Origin of the sequence: Cronobacter universalis NCTC 9529, assembly GCF_001277175.1 — a bacterium.
GTDB lineage: Bacteria > Pseudomonadota > Gammaproteobacteria > Enterobacterales > Enterobacteriaceae > Cronobacter > Cronobacter universalis.
Window position 1 is genome coordinate 610,479 of sequence record NZ_CP012257.1, and the last position, 13,272, is coordinate 623,750.

The following is a 13,272-nucleotide window of genomic DNA, read 5'->3' on the forward strand; positions in this document are numbered from 1 at the left end:
AGCCGTGTGTGATTATCAGTCCCAGCGAAAAGATGCCCGTAGCCCGAGGGGCGGGCCGACACGCCTGGTGCGCGCTGCTCTGCGCTCTGTTGCCGGGCGTGGGCCAGTTTTATAACCGTCAGTGGCTAAAAGGCGTCACCTTTCTGGTGCTGCTGGCAAGCTTTCTCGGGGTGTTTCACGATTTCCTGCGTGTGGGGCTGTGGGGGCTCTATACGCTCGGTGAAGAGGTGCCGCGCGACAACTCCATCTTCCTGCTGGCGGAAGGGATTCTGAGCCTGCTGGTGGTGGGCTTTGGGCTGACGGTCTATTACTTCTCGCTGCGCGACGCCTGGGTGAACGGCAGGCGCCGCGACGAAGGGCTGACGCTTAACAGCGTGCGTAAACAGTATCAGCTGCTGCTCTCGGACGGCTTTCCGTATCTGATGATTGCGCCCGGCTTTATTCTGCTGGTGTTCCTGGTGGTGTTCCCGATCCTTTTTGGCTTCGCCATCGCGTTCACCAACTACAACCTCTACCACACGCCGCCCGCGAAGCTGGTGGACTGGGTGGGGCTTAAGAACTTCGTCAATATTTTCACGCTCTCCATCTGGCGCTCGACATTCTTTGACGTGTTGCAGTGGACGGTGGTCTGGACGCTGCTCGCCACCACGTTCCAGTGTACCGTGGGCGTGCTGCTGGCGATTCTGGTGAACCAGAAAGATCTGCGTTTTAAGCCGCTTATCCGCACCATTTTCATTCTGCCGTGGGCGGTGCCGGGCTTTGTCACCATTCTGGTGTTCGCCGGGATGTTTAACGACAGCTTCGGGGTAATTAACAACGCGATCCTGGCGTTTTTCAACATCGCGCCGAAACCCTGGATGACCGATCCCTTCTGGACCAAAACCGCGCTCATCATGATGCAGACATGGCTTGGCTTTCCGTTTGTGTTCGCGATGACCACCGGCGTGCTCCAGGCGATTCCGGACGATTTGTATGAGGCCGCGAAAATGGACGGGGCCAGCACCTGGACGCGCCTGCGCACCATTACGCTGCCGCTGGTGCTCTACGCGATTGCGCCCATCATCATCACGCAATACACGTTCAACTTTAACAACTTCAACATCATCTACCTGTTTAACAACGGCGGGCCTGCGGTGGCCGGCTCCAACGCGGGCGGCACCGATATTCTGGTCTCGTGGATCTACAAGCTGACGATGTCTTCGTCCCAGTACGCCATCGCCGCGACGATAACCATCCTGCTCTCCATTTTTGTGGTGGGGCTGGCGCTGTGGCAGTTCCGCGCCACGAAGTCGTTCAAAAATGACGAGACGGCATAAGGAGACACCATGGCTAAAAGACAAAGCATGAAACAGGAAAAGTGGCTGCGGCTTTCGCTGTCGTGGCTGGTGATCCTGACGGTCAGCACAATCATTATCTATCCGCTGATCTGGACGGTGGGCGCGTCGCTGAACGCGGGCAACAGCCTGCTCAGCAGCTCGATAATCCCGGAAAACCTCTCGTTCCAGCACTATGCCGATCTCTTCAACGGCCAGGTGAATTACGTCACCTGGTACTGGAACTCGATGAAAATCAGCTTCATGACGATGGTGCTGACGTTAATCAGCGTCAGCTTCACCGCCTATGCGTTCTCGCGCTTTCGCTTTAAGGGCCGCCAGAACGGGCTGATGCTGTTTCTGCTGTTGCAGATGATCCCGCAGTTTTCCGCGCTGATCGCCATTTTCGTGCTCTCGCAGCTGCTCGGGCTGATTAACAGCCACCTGGCGTTGGTGCTGATTTACGTCGCCGGGATGATCCCGATGAACACGTACCTGATGAAAGGCTATCTGGACGCTATCCCGAAAGACCTCGATGAGTCCGCGCGCATGGACGGCGCCAGCAACTTCCGGATTTTCATCGAAATCATCATACCGCTCTCTAAACCGATTGTGGCGGTGGTGGCGCTGTTCTCTTTTACCGGGCCGCTCGGGGATTTCATCCTCTCCAGCACCATTCTGCGCACCCCGGATAAATACACGCTGCCGATCGGGCTCTATAACCTGGTCGCGCAAAAGATGGGCGCGAGCTACACCACCTACGCCGCGGGCGCGGTGCTGATTGCGGTGCCGGTCGCGATTCTCTATCTGGCCTTACAAAAATACTTCGTCTCCGGTCTGACCTCCGGCAGCACCAAAGGATAATCTGATGAAACTGTGTAAACCCGCACTGCTTGCTGTCTCGCTGGCCTGCTGTTTTTCCGCTTTCGCCGCCAACATGACGCAGATAACGCCAAAGCCGCTTAACCTCCCGGCGGATTTTATCAAGGGCGCGGATATCTCCACGCTGCCGGAGCTGGAGCGCCAGGGCGCGAAGTTCTACGACGCCGACCACAAACAACAGGACGCGCTGACCATTCTGCGCGAGAACGGCGTGAACTACGTGCGCCTGCGCCTGTGGGTTGACCCCAAAGACAGCGCGGGCGCGCCTTACGGCGGCGGCACCAACGATCTCGCCACCACGCTTGCGCTGGCAAAGCGCGTGAAAGCGCAGGGAATGCGCCTGCTGCTCGATTTCCACTACAGCGATTTCTGGACCGACCCTGGCAAGCAGTTCAAGCCGAAAGCCTGGGAAAACCAGAATTACGACCAGCTCAAAACCACGATCCACGACTACACCCGCGACACCATCGCCGAATTCAAAAAGGCGGGCGTGCTGCCGGATATGGTGCAGATCGGCAATGAAATTAACGGCGGCATTCTGTGGCCGGAAGGCAAAAGCTGGGGGCAGGGCGGCGGCGAGTTTGATCGTCTCGCGGGCCTGCTCAACGCCGCCATCAGCGGCCTGCGCGAAAACCTGACCCAGGGCGAGCAGGTGAAAATCATGCTGCATCTGGCCGAAGGCACCAAAAACGACACCTTCCGCTGGTGGTTCGATGAAATCACCAAACGCCAGGTGCCGTTCGATGTGATTGGGCTCTCGATGTACACCTACTGGAACGGCCCCATCAGCGCGCTGAAAGCCAACATGGACGACATCAGCAAGCGCTACAACAAAGATGTGATTGTGGTGGAAGCCGCCTATGCGTACACGCTGGAGAACTGCGACAACGCCGAAAACAGCTTCCAGCAGAAAGAGGAAAAAGAGGGCGGCTACCCGGCGACAGTGCAGGGCCAGTACGACTACGTGCATGACCTGATGCAGAGCGTGGCGAACGTCGAAAACCATCGCGGCAAAGGCATTTTCTACTGGGAGCCGGCCTGGATTGCCGTACCGGGGAACACCTGGGCGACGCCTGCGGGCATGAAATATATCCATGACGAATGGAAAACCGGCAACGCCCGCGAAAACCAGGCGTTTTTCGATTGCCACGGCAACGTGCTGCCATCGGTAAAAGTCTTTAATTAATCCTTTTTATTCCATTTATACCCTGATGCTTTCACCCGGCAGGCCGCGACGCCCGCCGGGTGACGCCGGACGGGTATGCCGTATCAGGAAGCCTGTCAATGAACAAATTTGCGCCTTTAAGTCCGAAGGTCAGCGCCCTTTTGCACGGCGCGGACTATAACCCGGAGCAGTGGGAGAACTACCCCGGCACGGTAGAGAGCGATATCGCCATGATGCAGCAGGCGAAATGCAACGTGATGTCGGTGGGCATTTTTAGCTGGGCGAAACTGGAGCCTGAAGAGGGCGTGTTCCGCTTCGAGTGGCTCGACGAGATCATCGACAAGCTGTATCAGGGCGGCATTCACGTGTTTCTCGCCACGCCGAGCGGCGCGCGTCCGGCCTGGATGTCGCAGAAATACCCGCAGGTGCTGCGCGTCGGGCGCGACCGCGTTCCGGCGCTGCATGGCGGCCGTCATAACCACTGCATGAGTTCGCCGGTCTATCGCGACAAAACCGCCACCATCAACCGCCTGCTGGCGGAGCGTTACGCGCACCATCCGGCGGTGCTCGGCTGGCATATCTCCAACGAATATGGCGGCGAGTGTCATTGCGATTTATGCCAGGAAAATTTCCGCGGCTGGCTGAAAGCGCGCTACGGCACGCTCGATAAACTGAACGAAGCCTGGTGGAGCACCTTCTGGAGCCACACCTTTACCGACTGGTCGCAGATTGAATCTCCGGCGCCGCAGGGCGAAAACTCTATTCACGGCCTGAACCTCGACTGGCGGCGCTTTAACACCGCGCAGGTGACCGATTTCTGCCGTCACGAACTGGCCCCGCTGAAGGCGGTGAACCCGGAATTACCGGCCACCACCAACTTTATGGAGTATTTCTACGATTACGACTACTGGCAGCTCGCCGAGCCGCTCGATTTTATCTCCTGGGACAGCTACCCGATGTGGCACCGCGATAAAGACGAAACCGAGCTTGCCTGCTATACCGCGATGTACCACGACCTGATGCGCACCTTAAAGCACGGCAAACCGTTCGTGCTGATGGAATCGACGCCGGGCACCACCAACTGGCAGCCCACCAGCAAGCTGAAAAAGCCGGGCATGCATATTCTTTCTTCGCTCCAGGCGGTGGCGCACGGCGCGGATTCGGTGCAGTACTTCCAGTGGCGCAAGAGCCGCGGATCGGTGGAGAAATTCCACGGCGCGGTGGTGGATCACGTCGGCCATCTCGACACCCGTATCGGGCGCGAAGTGGCGCAGCTTGGCGATATCTTAAGCCAGCTTGATCCGGTGGTCGGCGCGCGCGTGGATGCGCAGGTGGCGGTGATTTTCGACTGGGAAAGCCGCTGGGCGATGGATGACGCGCAGGGGCCGCGCAACCTGGGGCTGGAGTATGAAAAAACCGTCGCCGAGCACTACCGGCCCTTCTGGGAGCAGGGGATCGCGGTCGATATCATTAACGCCGACGCCGATCTCAGCGGCTATAAACTGGTTATCGCGCCGATGCTCTACATGGTGCGCGACGGGTTTGCGCAGCGCGCCGAAGCCTTTGTCGAACAGGGCGGCCATTTCGTGACGACCTACTGGAGCGGCATCGTCAACGAGACCGATCTCTGCCATCTCGGCGGCTTCCCCGGCCCGCTGCGTAAGCTGCTGGGCATCTGGGCGGAAGAGATCGACTGCCTCGCCGACGGCGAACGCAACCTGATTCAGGGGCTCGCGGGCAACGAGGCTGGCTTGCAGGGGCCGTATCAGGTGCGCCATCTGTGCGATCTTATCCACACCGAAGGCGCGACGGCGCTCGCCACCTACCGCGACGATTTCTATGCCGGACGCGCGGCGGTGACGGTGAACGCGTTTGGCGCGGGCAAAGCCTGGTATGTGGCCTCGCGTAACGATCTCGCCTTCCAGCGCGATTTCTTCGGCAACATCATTAACGAGTTGTCGCTTACGCGCGCGCTGGCGGCGGATTTCCCGCCGGGCGTCACCGCGCATGCCCGCCACGATGGCGAATCCGCGTTTATTTTTGTTGAAAACTACACCGGCGCGCCGCAGTCGGTGACGCTGCCGGAGGGCTGCGCCGATATGCTGACCGGCGACGCGCTGAGCGGCAGGCTGTCGCTCGCCCCGTGGGGCTGTCGCATTCTGCGCCGCCGCCTCGCCTGAGTTGTTCCCTGCGCGCCCGTTCACCCGAACGGGCGCTTTTTTATTATCTGGTCTGAAAAAGGAGCCGCTATGGTTAGCCTGAAATCGTTTCTGCACCACGTCACCCGCCCGCAGCCCGCCACTACCCAGACGTTAACCGAAGAGGAGCGCGCGCAGATCGCGCGTCTGGTGGCGGATTTCGGCGGGCAGGAGAATATCGAGAGCGTGGACGCCTGCATGACGCGTCTGCGCGTCAAAGTCAAAGAGCTCACCCGCGTCGATACCGAGGCGTTGCAGTCGGAAGGGGCGTTGGGCGTGATTATTCTCGGCCAGGAAGTCCATGCGATCTTCGGCAAGCAATCCGACGCGCTGCGCAAACTGCTGGATGAGCGTTTCAGAAACGCGTGATAAAAAAACGGGATAACCCTGCATAAAAGGTTATCCCGCAAAAGGCAACGAGGGTGCATCAGCGGCTGTGACGCCGTGATGGCAGTGCCATAACTCAGAGATACAACGCTTACTTCCGCGTGTCTGTATCAGACAACGCCTGCGGGCAACGGTTTCGGGCCGCCGCCCACGCCGCCTGACGCGTGGTTAACGTCAGGCACTACTTTCTTACCACCAGGCCTCGACCTGAACGCCGAAGTTCCAGGTGTCGTCCGCCGTGCCGTCCTGCAGGGATTTACCGTTCTGCGAATCATTCAGATAAGAGGCGAACACGCGCAGTTCCGGGCGAGACATAAAATCCGGGCCATCGGCGAGGCCGAGCGCAATGGTATATTTCTCGCCGCTCTGCTTGTAATGCGTGCCGTTGTTATAGGTGTCTTTCTGGTAAAACCCGCCCACTTCCCCGATGAGGCGCACATACTGCGTGAACTGATACTGGCCGCGGCCTACCAGCGAGAGAAGGCGCGATTTATCGGTCGTGGCGGTGGTGTCGTCCGCCGAGCCCCAGGTCAGCACATGGTTAAAGGAGAACCTGTCGGTGATCGGAATCAGACCGGTGTTGATCACGCGATAGCCGGTGGCGTCGTTAACGTAGTTCCACATGTCATACCAGCCGCCGCCCTGCGAGACCATGTTCTGCGCGAGGCCCTTGTTGGCATACTGCAACACCAGTTTGTTATAGCCGCCGAGCATGTCCTGGCTGATTTCGCCGGTCAGCATGACGCCGTTGTCGGCTTCATACAGGCCGCCGTACTCTTTCTGTTTGTCGGTCGGGTTCGGCATGGCGTAGTCGATGCCAAACTCCGTCCAGGCGCCTGTCCACGGCTTCCAGCCCGCGTAGCGCAGATCCAGATAGTTGATGTTAACGTCGTTATCGCCATCCACGCGGTAGTCCAGATCGTTGGCGTCGCCGCGGATCCACGCGAAGGAGACCGCGCCAGGGCCTACGGTGTAGTTTTCGATCCCGGCGCCGGAGCCGGAGATATTCCAGTATTTGGTATCGATGATGTGCAGATCGTGGCGCTGGTAGTAGCGCTTGCCGCCCCAGATCACCGCGTTCGGATCGCCCGGAACCAGCCCTTTAATTTGCAGATTTAACTGCCGCAGGCCGAACTGGGCGTCGTCGTTAAGGGTGCTTTCACTGTCGTTGGAGCCGTCGGACACCATGCTGACCATGCTGTCGACATAAAAACTGACTTCATCTTTTTTGTAGACTTCAGAGCCCAGTTCAACCTCGCCGTAGGTGTCGGTTTCGTTACCGAGACGCCCCAGTTTGTTTTTCTGCCACTCTTCCTGGCCACCGTCCTGCGAGACGCCCACGCCGCCACGCAAATAGCCATGAAAATCAATAGGTACAGAAGATGAAGCCGCCAGCAGGCAAGGAGAAGTCAGCGCGGCGGCTAACGCAACGGCCACTGTGCGTAGCGTAGTGTTCATAGTAACCTCTTTTATTGTTTTGTATTACGTTCACATAACCGAAGCCATAAGACGCCTTTGCGAAATATCAGGCAATTTTGATCTTAATTAATTGTGACTCAGTGCAAATAAATCAGGCGTTTTTGTAACAAATGGTGATGCTTCTCACGAGTTTTATGTATTGTGAACGTAGTACTTAAGTCAGAGGAAGGATAACGGCGATTTGTGCAGAAAAGGTTTTTCCGGCTGGCCCCTGTTACAATCAGCCCAGCCCACGAAAAAGGAACCGGAACATGAAGTCTAAAAGCGCCACACTGGAAGACGTCGCCCGCCACGCGGGGGTTTCCTACCAGACGGTGTCTCGTGTACTGAATAAGTCTGCGAATGTCTCTGAAGCCACGCGCCGCAAGGTGGAAGAGGCGATCGCGCATCTGCGTTATGTGCCTAACCGGCTGGCGCAGCAGCTGGTCGGCAAGCAGAGCATGACGCTTGGCCTGGTCACCACGTCGCTTGCGTTACATGCGCCGTCGCAGGTGGCGGCGGCGGTGAAACGTTACGCGAATCTGGATGGCTACCAGGTGTTGATCTCGATGATCGATGAGAACGTCAGCCAGGGAATTCAGGATTCCATCAACGAACTCAAGTCCCAGCTGGTGGATAAGGTTATCATTAACGTGCCGCTGGAGACGCAGGAGGCGGAGAAAATCGCCGCCGATAACGACGACATTCTGTGCCTGTTCCTGGATGTGGACCCGTACAGCTCGGTGTTTAACGTCTCTTTTAATCCGGCGGACGGCACGCGCGCGAGCGTGAAGTATTTATACGAGCTGGGGCATCGCGATATCGCGCTGCTGGCCGGCCCGGAGCGCTCGGTCTCCGCCCGGCTGCGCCTCAAAAGTTGGCTTGAGACGCTGGAGAGCTACGGCTTAACGCCGGTGAGCGTGTTGCATGGCAACTGGGACGCGCAGAGCGGCTACGCGGGCGCGCTGCAAATGTTGCGCGAGGCGCCGCATTTCACCGCCGTGCTGGTGGCGAACGATCAGATGGCGCTTGGCGTGCTGAGCGCGTTTCATCAGCAGCAGCTCTCCATTCCGGGCCAGAAATCGGTGATCGGCTATGACGACACTTACGAAAGCTCGTTTTTCTATCCGGCGCTCACCACCGTCTCGCTCGATCTCGACATGCAGGGTAAAGAGGCGGTGCGGCGGTTGCTGGAAGCGAGCGAAAGCGACGCCTCGCGGCTTTCTTCCATTCTCCCGGCGCGGCTGGTAATTCGCCACTCCACCGGCCCGCGTGAAGACGACGCGCCGGATATGCGCAAAATCGCCGATGAGCTGCGGCTTATCGCAAGCCGTCTCAGCCAGTAATCACGCCTGATTATCACGGGCCGCGCAGCCTGTGCCGCGGCCCGCGCCTTTCGCAATCCATGCTTTTCCTCCGCCTGTTTCTTGATACTTACCCTGATAAGTATTAAGTTGCCCTCCCGCTAACCGAAGGGAGCCCCCGATGACAGAAGATGAACGGTTCGCCCGCCGTCCGATGGGCATGCGCATGGCGATGATAGTGCGTCAGTGGCGCGCCATTATTGATAGTGCGATTACCGACACCGGCCTGACGCAGTCTGGCTGGACGGTGCTGATGCAGCTCGATCAGCAGGGGGATAATCTTTCGATCAGCGAACTGGCGCAGGTGCAGGGCATTGAACTGCCGCCGCTGATGCGCACCCTGGCGTGCCTTGAAAGTAAAGGTTTGCTGGTGCGTACTACGTCACCCTGGGACAAACGCATTCGCCTGGTTTCTCTTACCGACGATGGGCGGGCGATGCTTGCCACGCTCAATACGGTGGTTGCGCGCTACCAGGCGCGCGTGTCACACAATATTCCCGCGCAGGATATGGACATCTTCAGCGACACCTTAAACCAGATCGCGCGTAATCTGCGCACGATCCGCGACGAAGACGCTAACAACGCACAATAACTATGATGACTCCGGAACAAAAATTTGCCCGCTGGGTAAGGGTAAGTATTGCCACTTTCCTGGCGATGTTCGTTTACTTCATTCTCGCCGATATCTGGATCCCGCTGACGCCGGATTCCACCGTGATGCGCGTGGTGACGCCCGTCTCCTCGCGCGTCTCGGGCTACGTGGCGGCGGTGCATGTCGCCAACAACAGCCATGTGAAAAAGGGCGATCTGTTGTTTGAGCTGGATGCCGCGCCGTTTACCAACCGCGTCGAGGCGGCGGACATCGCGCTGCGCCAGGCGCGGCTGACTAACGATCAGCTGGACGCGCAGATCGCCGCCGCCAGGGCGAATCTCAACACCGCCCGCCTGACGGCCCGCAACGATAAAGTCACCTTTGACCGCTACCAGCGCCTGAGCACGATGCAAAACGTCTCGCAGCAGGATCTCGACAAGGTGCGTACCACCTGGCAGACCAGCGAACAGGCGGTGGCGCAGCTGGAGGCGAAAATCAACGAACTGGCCATCGAGCGCGGCGAACGCGACGACAGCCGCAACGTGACGCTGGAGAAATACCGTAACGCGCTACAGGACGCGCAGCTCAATCTTGGCTGGACGCAGATCCGCGCCGAAGCCGACGGCACCGTCAGCAACCTGCAATTAAGCCCCGGCTGGTTTGCCGCCGCCGGTACGCCCGCGCTGGCGCTGGTGAGCGAGCACACCGATATCGTGGCCGATTTCCGTGAGAAGAGCCTGCGGCACACGCATGTGGGCACCGACGCTGCGGTGGTGTTCGACGCGCTGCCAGGCCAGGTGTTCCACGCGCACGTCACCAGCCACGACGCCGGGATACTGGCGGGCCAGCAGGCGGTGAATGGCCAGCTGTCGCAGCCGGAGGAGTCGAACCGCTGGGTGCGCGACGCCCGCCGGATGCGCATTCATGTGGCGCTGGACGAGCCGTTGCCTGCCTCGCTGCCGACCGGCGCGCGCGCCACCGTGCAGCTCTATAACAGCGAAGGTCCGTTCGCCCGATTCTTCTCGGGCGTACAGATCCACCTGATAAGCCTGCTGCACTATGTGTATTAACCATGTCTATTAATACACTGGTGCGGGTCTTCACCCCGCACGGCAACATCGTCTATACGGCGAATGACTTCCGCCAGACGCTGCGCATCATGGTGGCGGGCGTTATCGCGCTCAGCATTTCGAGTTTCTACAACACCAGTTACGGCGTCTTTTTTGTTATCTACCCGATCATGCTGCTGTCGCTGGTGCCGGTATTTAATCGCCACGTCGCGAAGCAGTTTATCTTCAGCGCCGCGCTGAACTGCGTCGAAATGGTGATTATTGTCGGTTATCTGTCGCAATGGCCGGTGATTATGACCGGCGTGGTGTTTGCGCTCTACGTCATGCGTTTTCGCTTTATGAGCAAAGGCCCGCTGTTTCTCTTCGGCTCGATGGGCGTCGTCTGCCAGAGCGTCATGCTTAATTTTATGAGCTACCCGACCAGCGACTGGCACACGCTGCTCTTTTCCAATATGGAAGCGAGCGTGATGGCCGTAGGCTTAAGCGCGCTAATGCACTATCTGCTGCCGGATGTTGAACCGCGCAAGCCGCCGCCGCTGATTGAAAAAGACGCCGCGCGGGTGCGCCATGAATACCTGCTTTCCGGCACGGTGGCGACGCTCAATTTCGTGGTGTTTCAGATGGCGGATTTAAGCGATTCGCTCTCGGCGCTAATGGCGGGCATCCTGATCCTCTTTCCCATGCACTACCGCGGCGCGGTGTTAAGCTCGCTGTGGCGCGTGGTCGGCGTGGTGATTGGCTGTCTCTATGTGCTGCTGGTGCAGCTGGTGCTCTACGATCACAGCAGCCACATGGTGCTGATGATGCCGCTTATCGCGCTCGGTTTCGCCTTCAGCGCCCGCCTGCACGTGATGGAAAAGGTCGGCGCGGGCGTCGGGTTCGCCAGTATCACCACGCTCGGCATCATGTTCGGGCAGAATCTTCACCCTGACACCGATCTCGTTTTCAGCGATCTCTACCGCATCAGCTCCGTCACCGTGTCGCTGCTTATCACGCTGACAATGGTGTTTTTAGTGCACCTGATTTTAAACCGCTTCCCCGCCACCCGTTACGTGGTGAAAAGCGAGGCTTAAGGCGTCTTGTGCAAATCTGAAAACGGCCATTTTCCGGCGCGTCGACAGGAGCGCCCGCAAGCAACGCGATACTCTCGCACACCTGGGAATGCGAAAGGAAAGGGAAGATGAAACGCCTGCTTGTCGTGATGCTAACCGGTTTACTGACGGGGTGTCCGTCCGGTGCGGACAGCATATCTCTCGAAGAGCCTGCCGCGGTAATGGCGCGCGGCGATACGGTCTGTTTGCTGGTGGCGAATAAACCTGATGAGGTCATCCGCTCGGTTGAAATATACAGCGAGAAGGGAGAGTCCTTAATGGAATCGCAGTTGCCCGAGGCGAAACGCCGCGTGGCGCGCGGGCAGTGTCTACCCGATTTGGGTTTCAGTTACCGCCCCGGCAACCGCTATTCGGCGTATTACTATTTCCAGAGCCTGAAAGGCGGTCCGCGGCGCTTATTCACCGCGCATTTCGCGACGGCGGAGGCTTTTCCGTTAAAAATCAGCGCCACTTACGAGCGGGCGCAGTAAGGCCCATTCCCCACCGAATCGCGCAGGATAAGCTCTGAGACGAACAGGTTATCGCGCGAGAGGTAGCCGCCGTCGAGCATCGCTATCAGGCGGTTTATCGTCTCGTGAACCATGTCCGTGACGGGGTCTTTCACGCTGGCAAGCGCCGGGCTGAGAAAGGGCGCGGTGGGGCTGTTGTCAAAGCCTATCAGCGACACCTGCTGCGGCACCGGAATGCCCGCGTCCGTCAGCGCTTTCAGCGCGCCGACCGCCATATCGTCGTTGCTGGCGATAAGCCCGCTGAATGACGTGCCGCTTTCCAGCAGCGTCTTTACCGCCTGCGCGCCGCTCGCGGGCGTCCATTTGCCTTCCACAATCAGCGACGTTGCAGGCGTAATGCCGTGCTGGCGTAGCGCCTCTTTGTAGCCCGCCAGACGCTCCAGCGCGGTAGGGGAATCAGGCGATCCGGTGATGAATGCGATCTCGCGATGCCCGCGCTCCAGCAGCGCGGAGGTGGCGTTAAAGCTCGCGGTTTTATGGTCGCAGCAGACGCAGTGGCTTTGGTGTTTACGCAGCTTGCGGTTTACCACCATCACCGGCTGGCGGGTCTGGCTGATGATGTCGTCAATCTCGTCAACGCCGAGAAAGCGCGGATAGAGGATGATGGCGTCGCAACGCAAATCGAGCAGAAACTCAATCGCCTCGCGCTCTTCGCGGGCGCTGTGTTTACCGTCCACCAGAATCAACTGGCGGCCATTTTCTTCCAGCTTTTTCGCCGCGCGCGAAAGAATCTCGCTGAAGTAGCTGCCGCTGTAGAGCGTGTTGGTGACCACCATCCCGATGCACTGGGAGGTATTGGTCGCGAGATTGCGCGCCAGCAGATTGGGCCGGTAGCCGGTCGCGTCGATGGCCTCGAACACCTGTTTGCGCGTCTCTTCGCTGACATACCCTTTGCCGGAGAGCACGCGAGACACGGTGGCCTTGGAGACGCCCGCTTTTTTGGCCACTTCCTGCATTGTCGACATGTTATCCCTCCGGCTCGGCTGATGTGCCGCACATTCTACACATTTCCCGCTAAAGCGGCAGGCATGTCGCGCACGCTGACGCGCGCCTCATGGCGATCCGCATCACAGATTTTAAAGCCCGATTAAATTTCAGTTGATCTGTTTTATGACCGCAACCACTCTAATGTGGAACCGGTTACCTATTACATCATCCTGTCAGCGCGACGCGGCGTTTAGCGCCGTAATGCCTGGCAAGTACCTGAATTTAAAATAATAAA

The 13,272-nt window shown here is 58.7% G+C and carries 12 protein-coding genes; 10 read left to right on the forward strand and 2 right to left on the reverse strand.

Going from position 1 to position 13,272, the window contains the following annotated elements; genetic code table 11:
• The first annotated feature begins 32 nt into the window (after nucleotides 1–32).
• The 5 genes from AFK65_RS02835 to AFK65_RS02855 all read left to right on the forward strand — a co-directional run bounded on the left by AFK65_RS02835 (nucleotide 33) and on the right by AFK65_RS02855 (nucleotide 5,927).
• Nucleotides 33–1,316: a carbohydrate ABC transporter permease gene (locus AFK65_RS02835; RefSeq protein ID WP_085959958.1), complete on the forward strand. Its 1,284-nt coding sequence runs from the start codon at nucleotides 33–35 to the stop codon at nucleotides 1,314–1,316.
• A 9-nt stretch (nucleotides 1,317–1,325) separates the two neighbouring features.
• Nucleotides 1,326–2,177 carry a sugar ABC transporter permease gene (locus AFK65_RS02840; RefSeq protein WP_007705437.1) on the forward strand — a complete coding sequence of 284 codons (852 nt, stop codon included), beginning with the start codon at nucleotides 1,326–1,328 and terminating at the stop codon, nucleotides 2,175–2,177.
• A 4-nt stretch (nucleotides 2,178–2,181) separates the two neighbouring features.
• Complete coding sequence (locus AFK65_RS02845; protein WP_007705440.1) at nucleotides 2,182–3,381, forward strand: glycoside hydrolase family 53 protein; 1,200 nt, start codon at nucleotides 2,182–2,184, stop codon at nucleotides 3,379–3,381.
• A 98-nt stretch (nucleotides 3,382–3,479) separates the two neighbouring features.
• Nucleotides 3,480–5,540, forward strand: a complete 2,061-nt coding sequence (locus tag AFK65_RS02850; protein WP_038858131.1) for a beta-galactosidase — start codon at nucleotides 3,480–3,482, stop codon at nucleotides 5,538–5,540.
• 69 nt (nucleotides 5,541–5,609) lie between these two features.
• Complete coding sequence (locus AFK65_RS02855; protein WP_007705446.1) at nucleotides 5,610–5,927, forward strand: glucose PTS transporter subunit EIIB; 318 nt, start codon at nucleotides 5,610–5,612, stop codon at nucleotides 5,925–5,927.
• A gap of 207 nt (nucleotides 5,928–6,134) precedes the next feature.
• Here AFK65_RS02855 and AFK65_RS02860 read toward each other — a convergent pair whose 3' ends face one another.
• Nucleotides 6,135–7,403 carry a maltoporin gene (locus AFK65_RS02860; RefSeq protein ID WP_007705448.1) on the reverse strand — a complete coding sequence of 423 codons (1,269 nt, stop codon included), beginning with the start codon at nucleotides 7,401–7,403 and terminating at the stop codon, nucleotides 6,135–6,137.
• 272 nt (nucleotides 7,404–7,675) lie between these two features.
• Here AFK65_RS02860 and AFK65_RS02865 point away from each other — a divergent pair, with 272 nt between their 5' ends.
• The 5 genes from AFK65_RS02865 (at nucleotide 7,676) to AFK65_RS02885 (ending at nucleotide 12,011) form a co-directional block, all read left to right on the forward strand.
• Nucleotides 7,676–8,749 (forward strand): LacI family DNA-binding transcriptional regulator, encoded by a 1,074-nt coding sequence (locus tag AFK65_RS02865; protein ID WP_007705452.1) that lies wholly within the window; start codon nucleotides 7,676–7,678, stop codon nucleotides 8,747–8,749.
• 139 nt (nucleotides 8,750–8,888) lie between these two features.
• Complete coding sequence (locus AFK65_RS02870; RefSeq protein WP_007705455.1) at nucleotides 8,889–9,359, forward strand: MarR family winged helix-turn-helix transcriptional regulator; 471 nt, start codon at nucleotides 8,889–8,891, stop codon at nucleotides 9,357–9,359.
• 2 nt (nucleotides 9,360–9,361) lie between these two features.
• Nucleotides 9,362–10,429, forward strand: a complete 1,068-nt coding sequence (locus tag AFK65_RS02875; protein WP_038858129.1) for an HlyD family secretion protein — start codon at nucleotides 9,362–9,364, stop codon at nucleotides 10,427–10,429.
• Nucleotides 10,430–10,431: 2 nt separating this feature from the next.
• On the forward strand, nucleotides 10,432–11,502 hold the full coding sequence (locus AFK65_RS02880; RefSeq protein ID WP_007705459.1) for a DUF2955 domain-containing protein: 1,071 nt from the start codon (nucleotides 10,432–10,434) through the stop codon (nucleotides 11,500–11,502).
• 107 nt (nucleotides 11,503–11,609) lie between these two features.
• Nucleotides 11,610–12,011, forward strand: coding sequence for a putative T6SS immunity periplasmic lipoprotein (locus AFK65_RS02885; RefSeq protein WP_007705461.1), 402 nt, complete (start codon nucleotides 11,610–11,612; stop codon nucleotides 12,009–12,011).
• On the opposite strand, the gene AFK65_RS02890 is transcribed toward AFK65_RS02885, so the two are convergent.
• Complete coding sequence (locus AFK65_RS02890; protein ID WP_007705462.1) at nucleotides 11,993–13,015, reverse strand: LacI family DNA-binding transcriptional regulator; 1,023 nt, start codon at nucleotides 13,013–13,015, stop codon at nucleotides 11,993–11,995. The two genes, AFK65_RS02885 and AFK65_RS02890, sit on opposite strands and share 19 nt — an antisense overlap.
• Between the last annotated feature and the right edge of the window lie 257 nt (nucleotides 13,016–13,272).

Excerpts from the sequence above, each read along its gene's own strand:
- AFK65_RS02835 (WP_085959958.1), top strand. The coding sequence starts at position 33 with ATGCCCGTAGCCCGAGGGGCGGGCCGACACGCCTGGTGCGCGCTGCTC.
- AFK65_RS02840 (WP_007705437.1), top strand. The coding sequence starts at position 1,326 with ATGGCTAAAAGACAAAGCATGAAACAGGAAAAGTGGCTGCGGCTTTCG.
- AFK65_RS02845 (WP_007705440.1), top strand. The coding sequence starts at position 2,182 with ATGAAACTGTGTAAACCCGCACTGCTTGCTGTCTCGCTGGCCTGCTGT.
- AFK65_RS02850 (WP_038858131.1), top strand. The coding sequence starts at position 3,480 with ATGAACAAATTTGCGCCTTTAAGTCCGAAGGTCAGCGCCCTTTTGCAC.
- AFK65_RS02855 (WP_007705446.1), top strand. The coding sequence starts at position 5,610 with ATGGTTAGCCTGAAATCGTTTCTGCACCACGTCACCCGCCCGCAGCCC.
- AFK65_RS02860 (WP_007705448.1), bottom strand. The coding sequence starts at position 7,403 with ATGAACACTACGCTACGCACAGTGGCCGTTGCGTTAGCCGCCGCGCTG.
- AFK65_RS02865 (WP_007705452.1), top strand. The coding sequence starts at position 7,676 with ATGAAGTCTAAAAGCGCCACACTGGAAGACGTCGCCCGCCACGCGGGG.
- AFK65_RS02870 (WP_007705455.1), top strand. The coding sequence starts at position 8,889 with ATGACAGAAGATGAACGGTTCGCCCGCCGTCCGATGGGCATGCGCATG.
- AFK65_RS02875 (WP_038858129.1), top strand. The coding sequence starts at position 9,362 with ATGATGACTCCGGAACAAAAATTTGCCCGCTGGGTAAGGGTAAGTATT.
- AFK65_RS02880 (WP_007705459.1), top strand. The coding sequence starts at position 10,432 with ATGTCTATTAATACACTGGTGCGGGTCTTCACCCCGCACGGCAACATC.
- AFK65_RS02885 (WP_007705461.1), top strand. The coding sequence starts at position 11,610 with ATGAAACGCCTGCTTGTCGTGATGCTAACCGGTTTACTGACGGGGTGT.
- AFK65_RS02890 (WP_007705462.1), bottom strand. The coding sequence starts at position 13,015 with ATGTCGACAATGCAGGAAGTGGCCAAAAAAGCGGGCGTCTCCAAGGCC.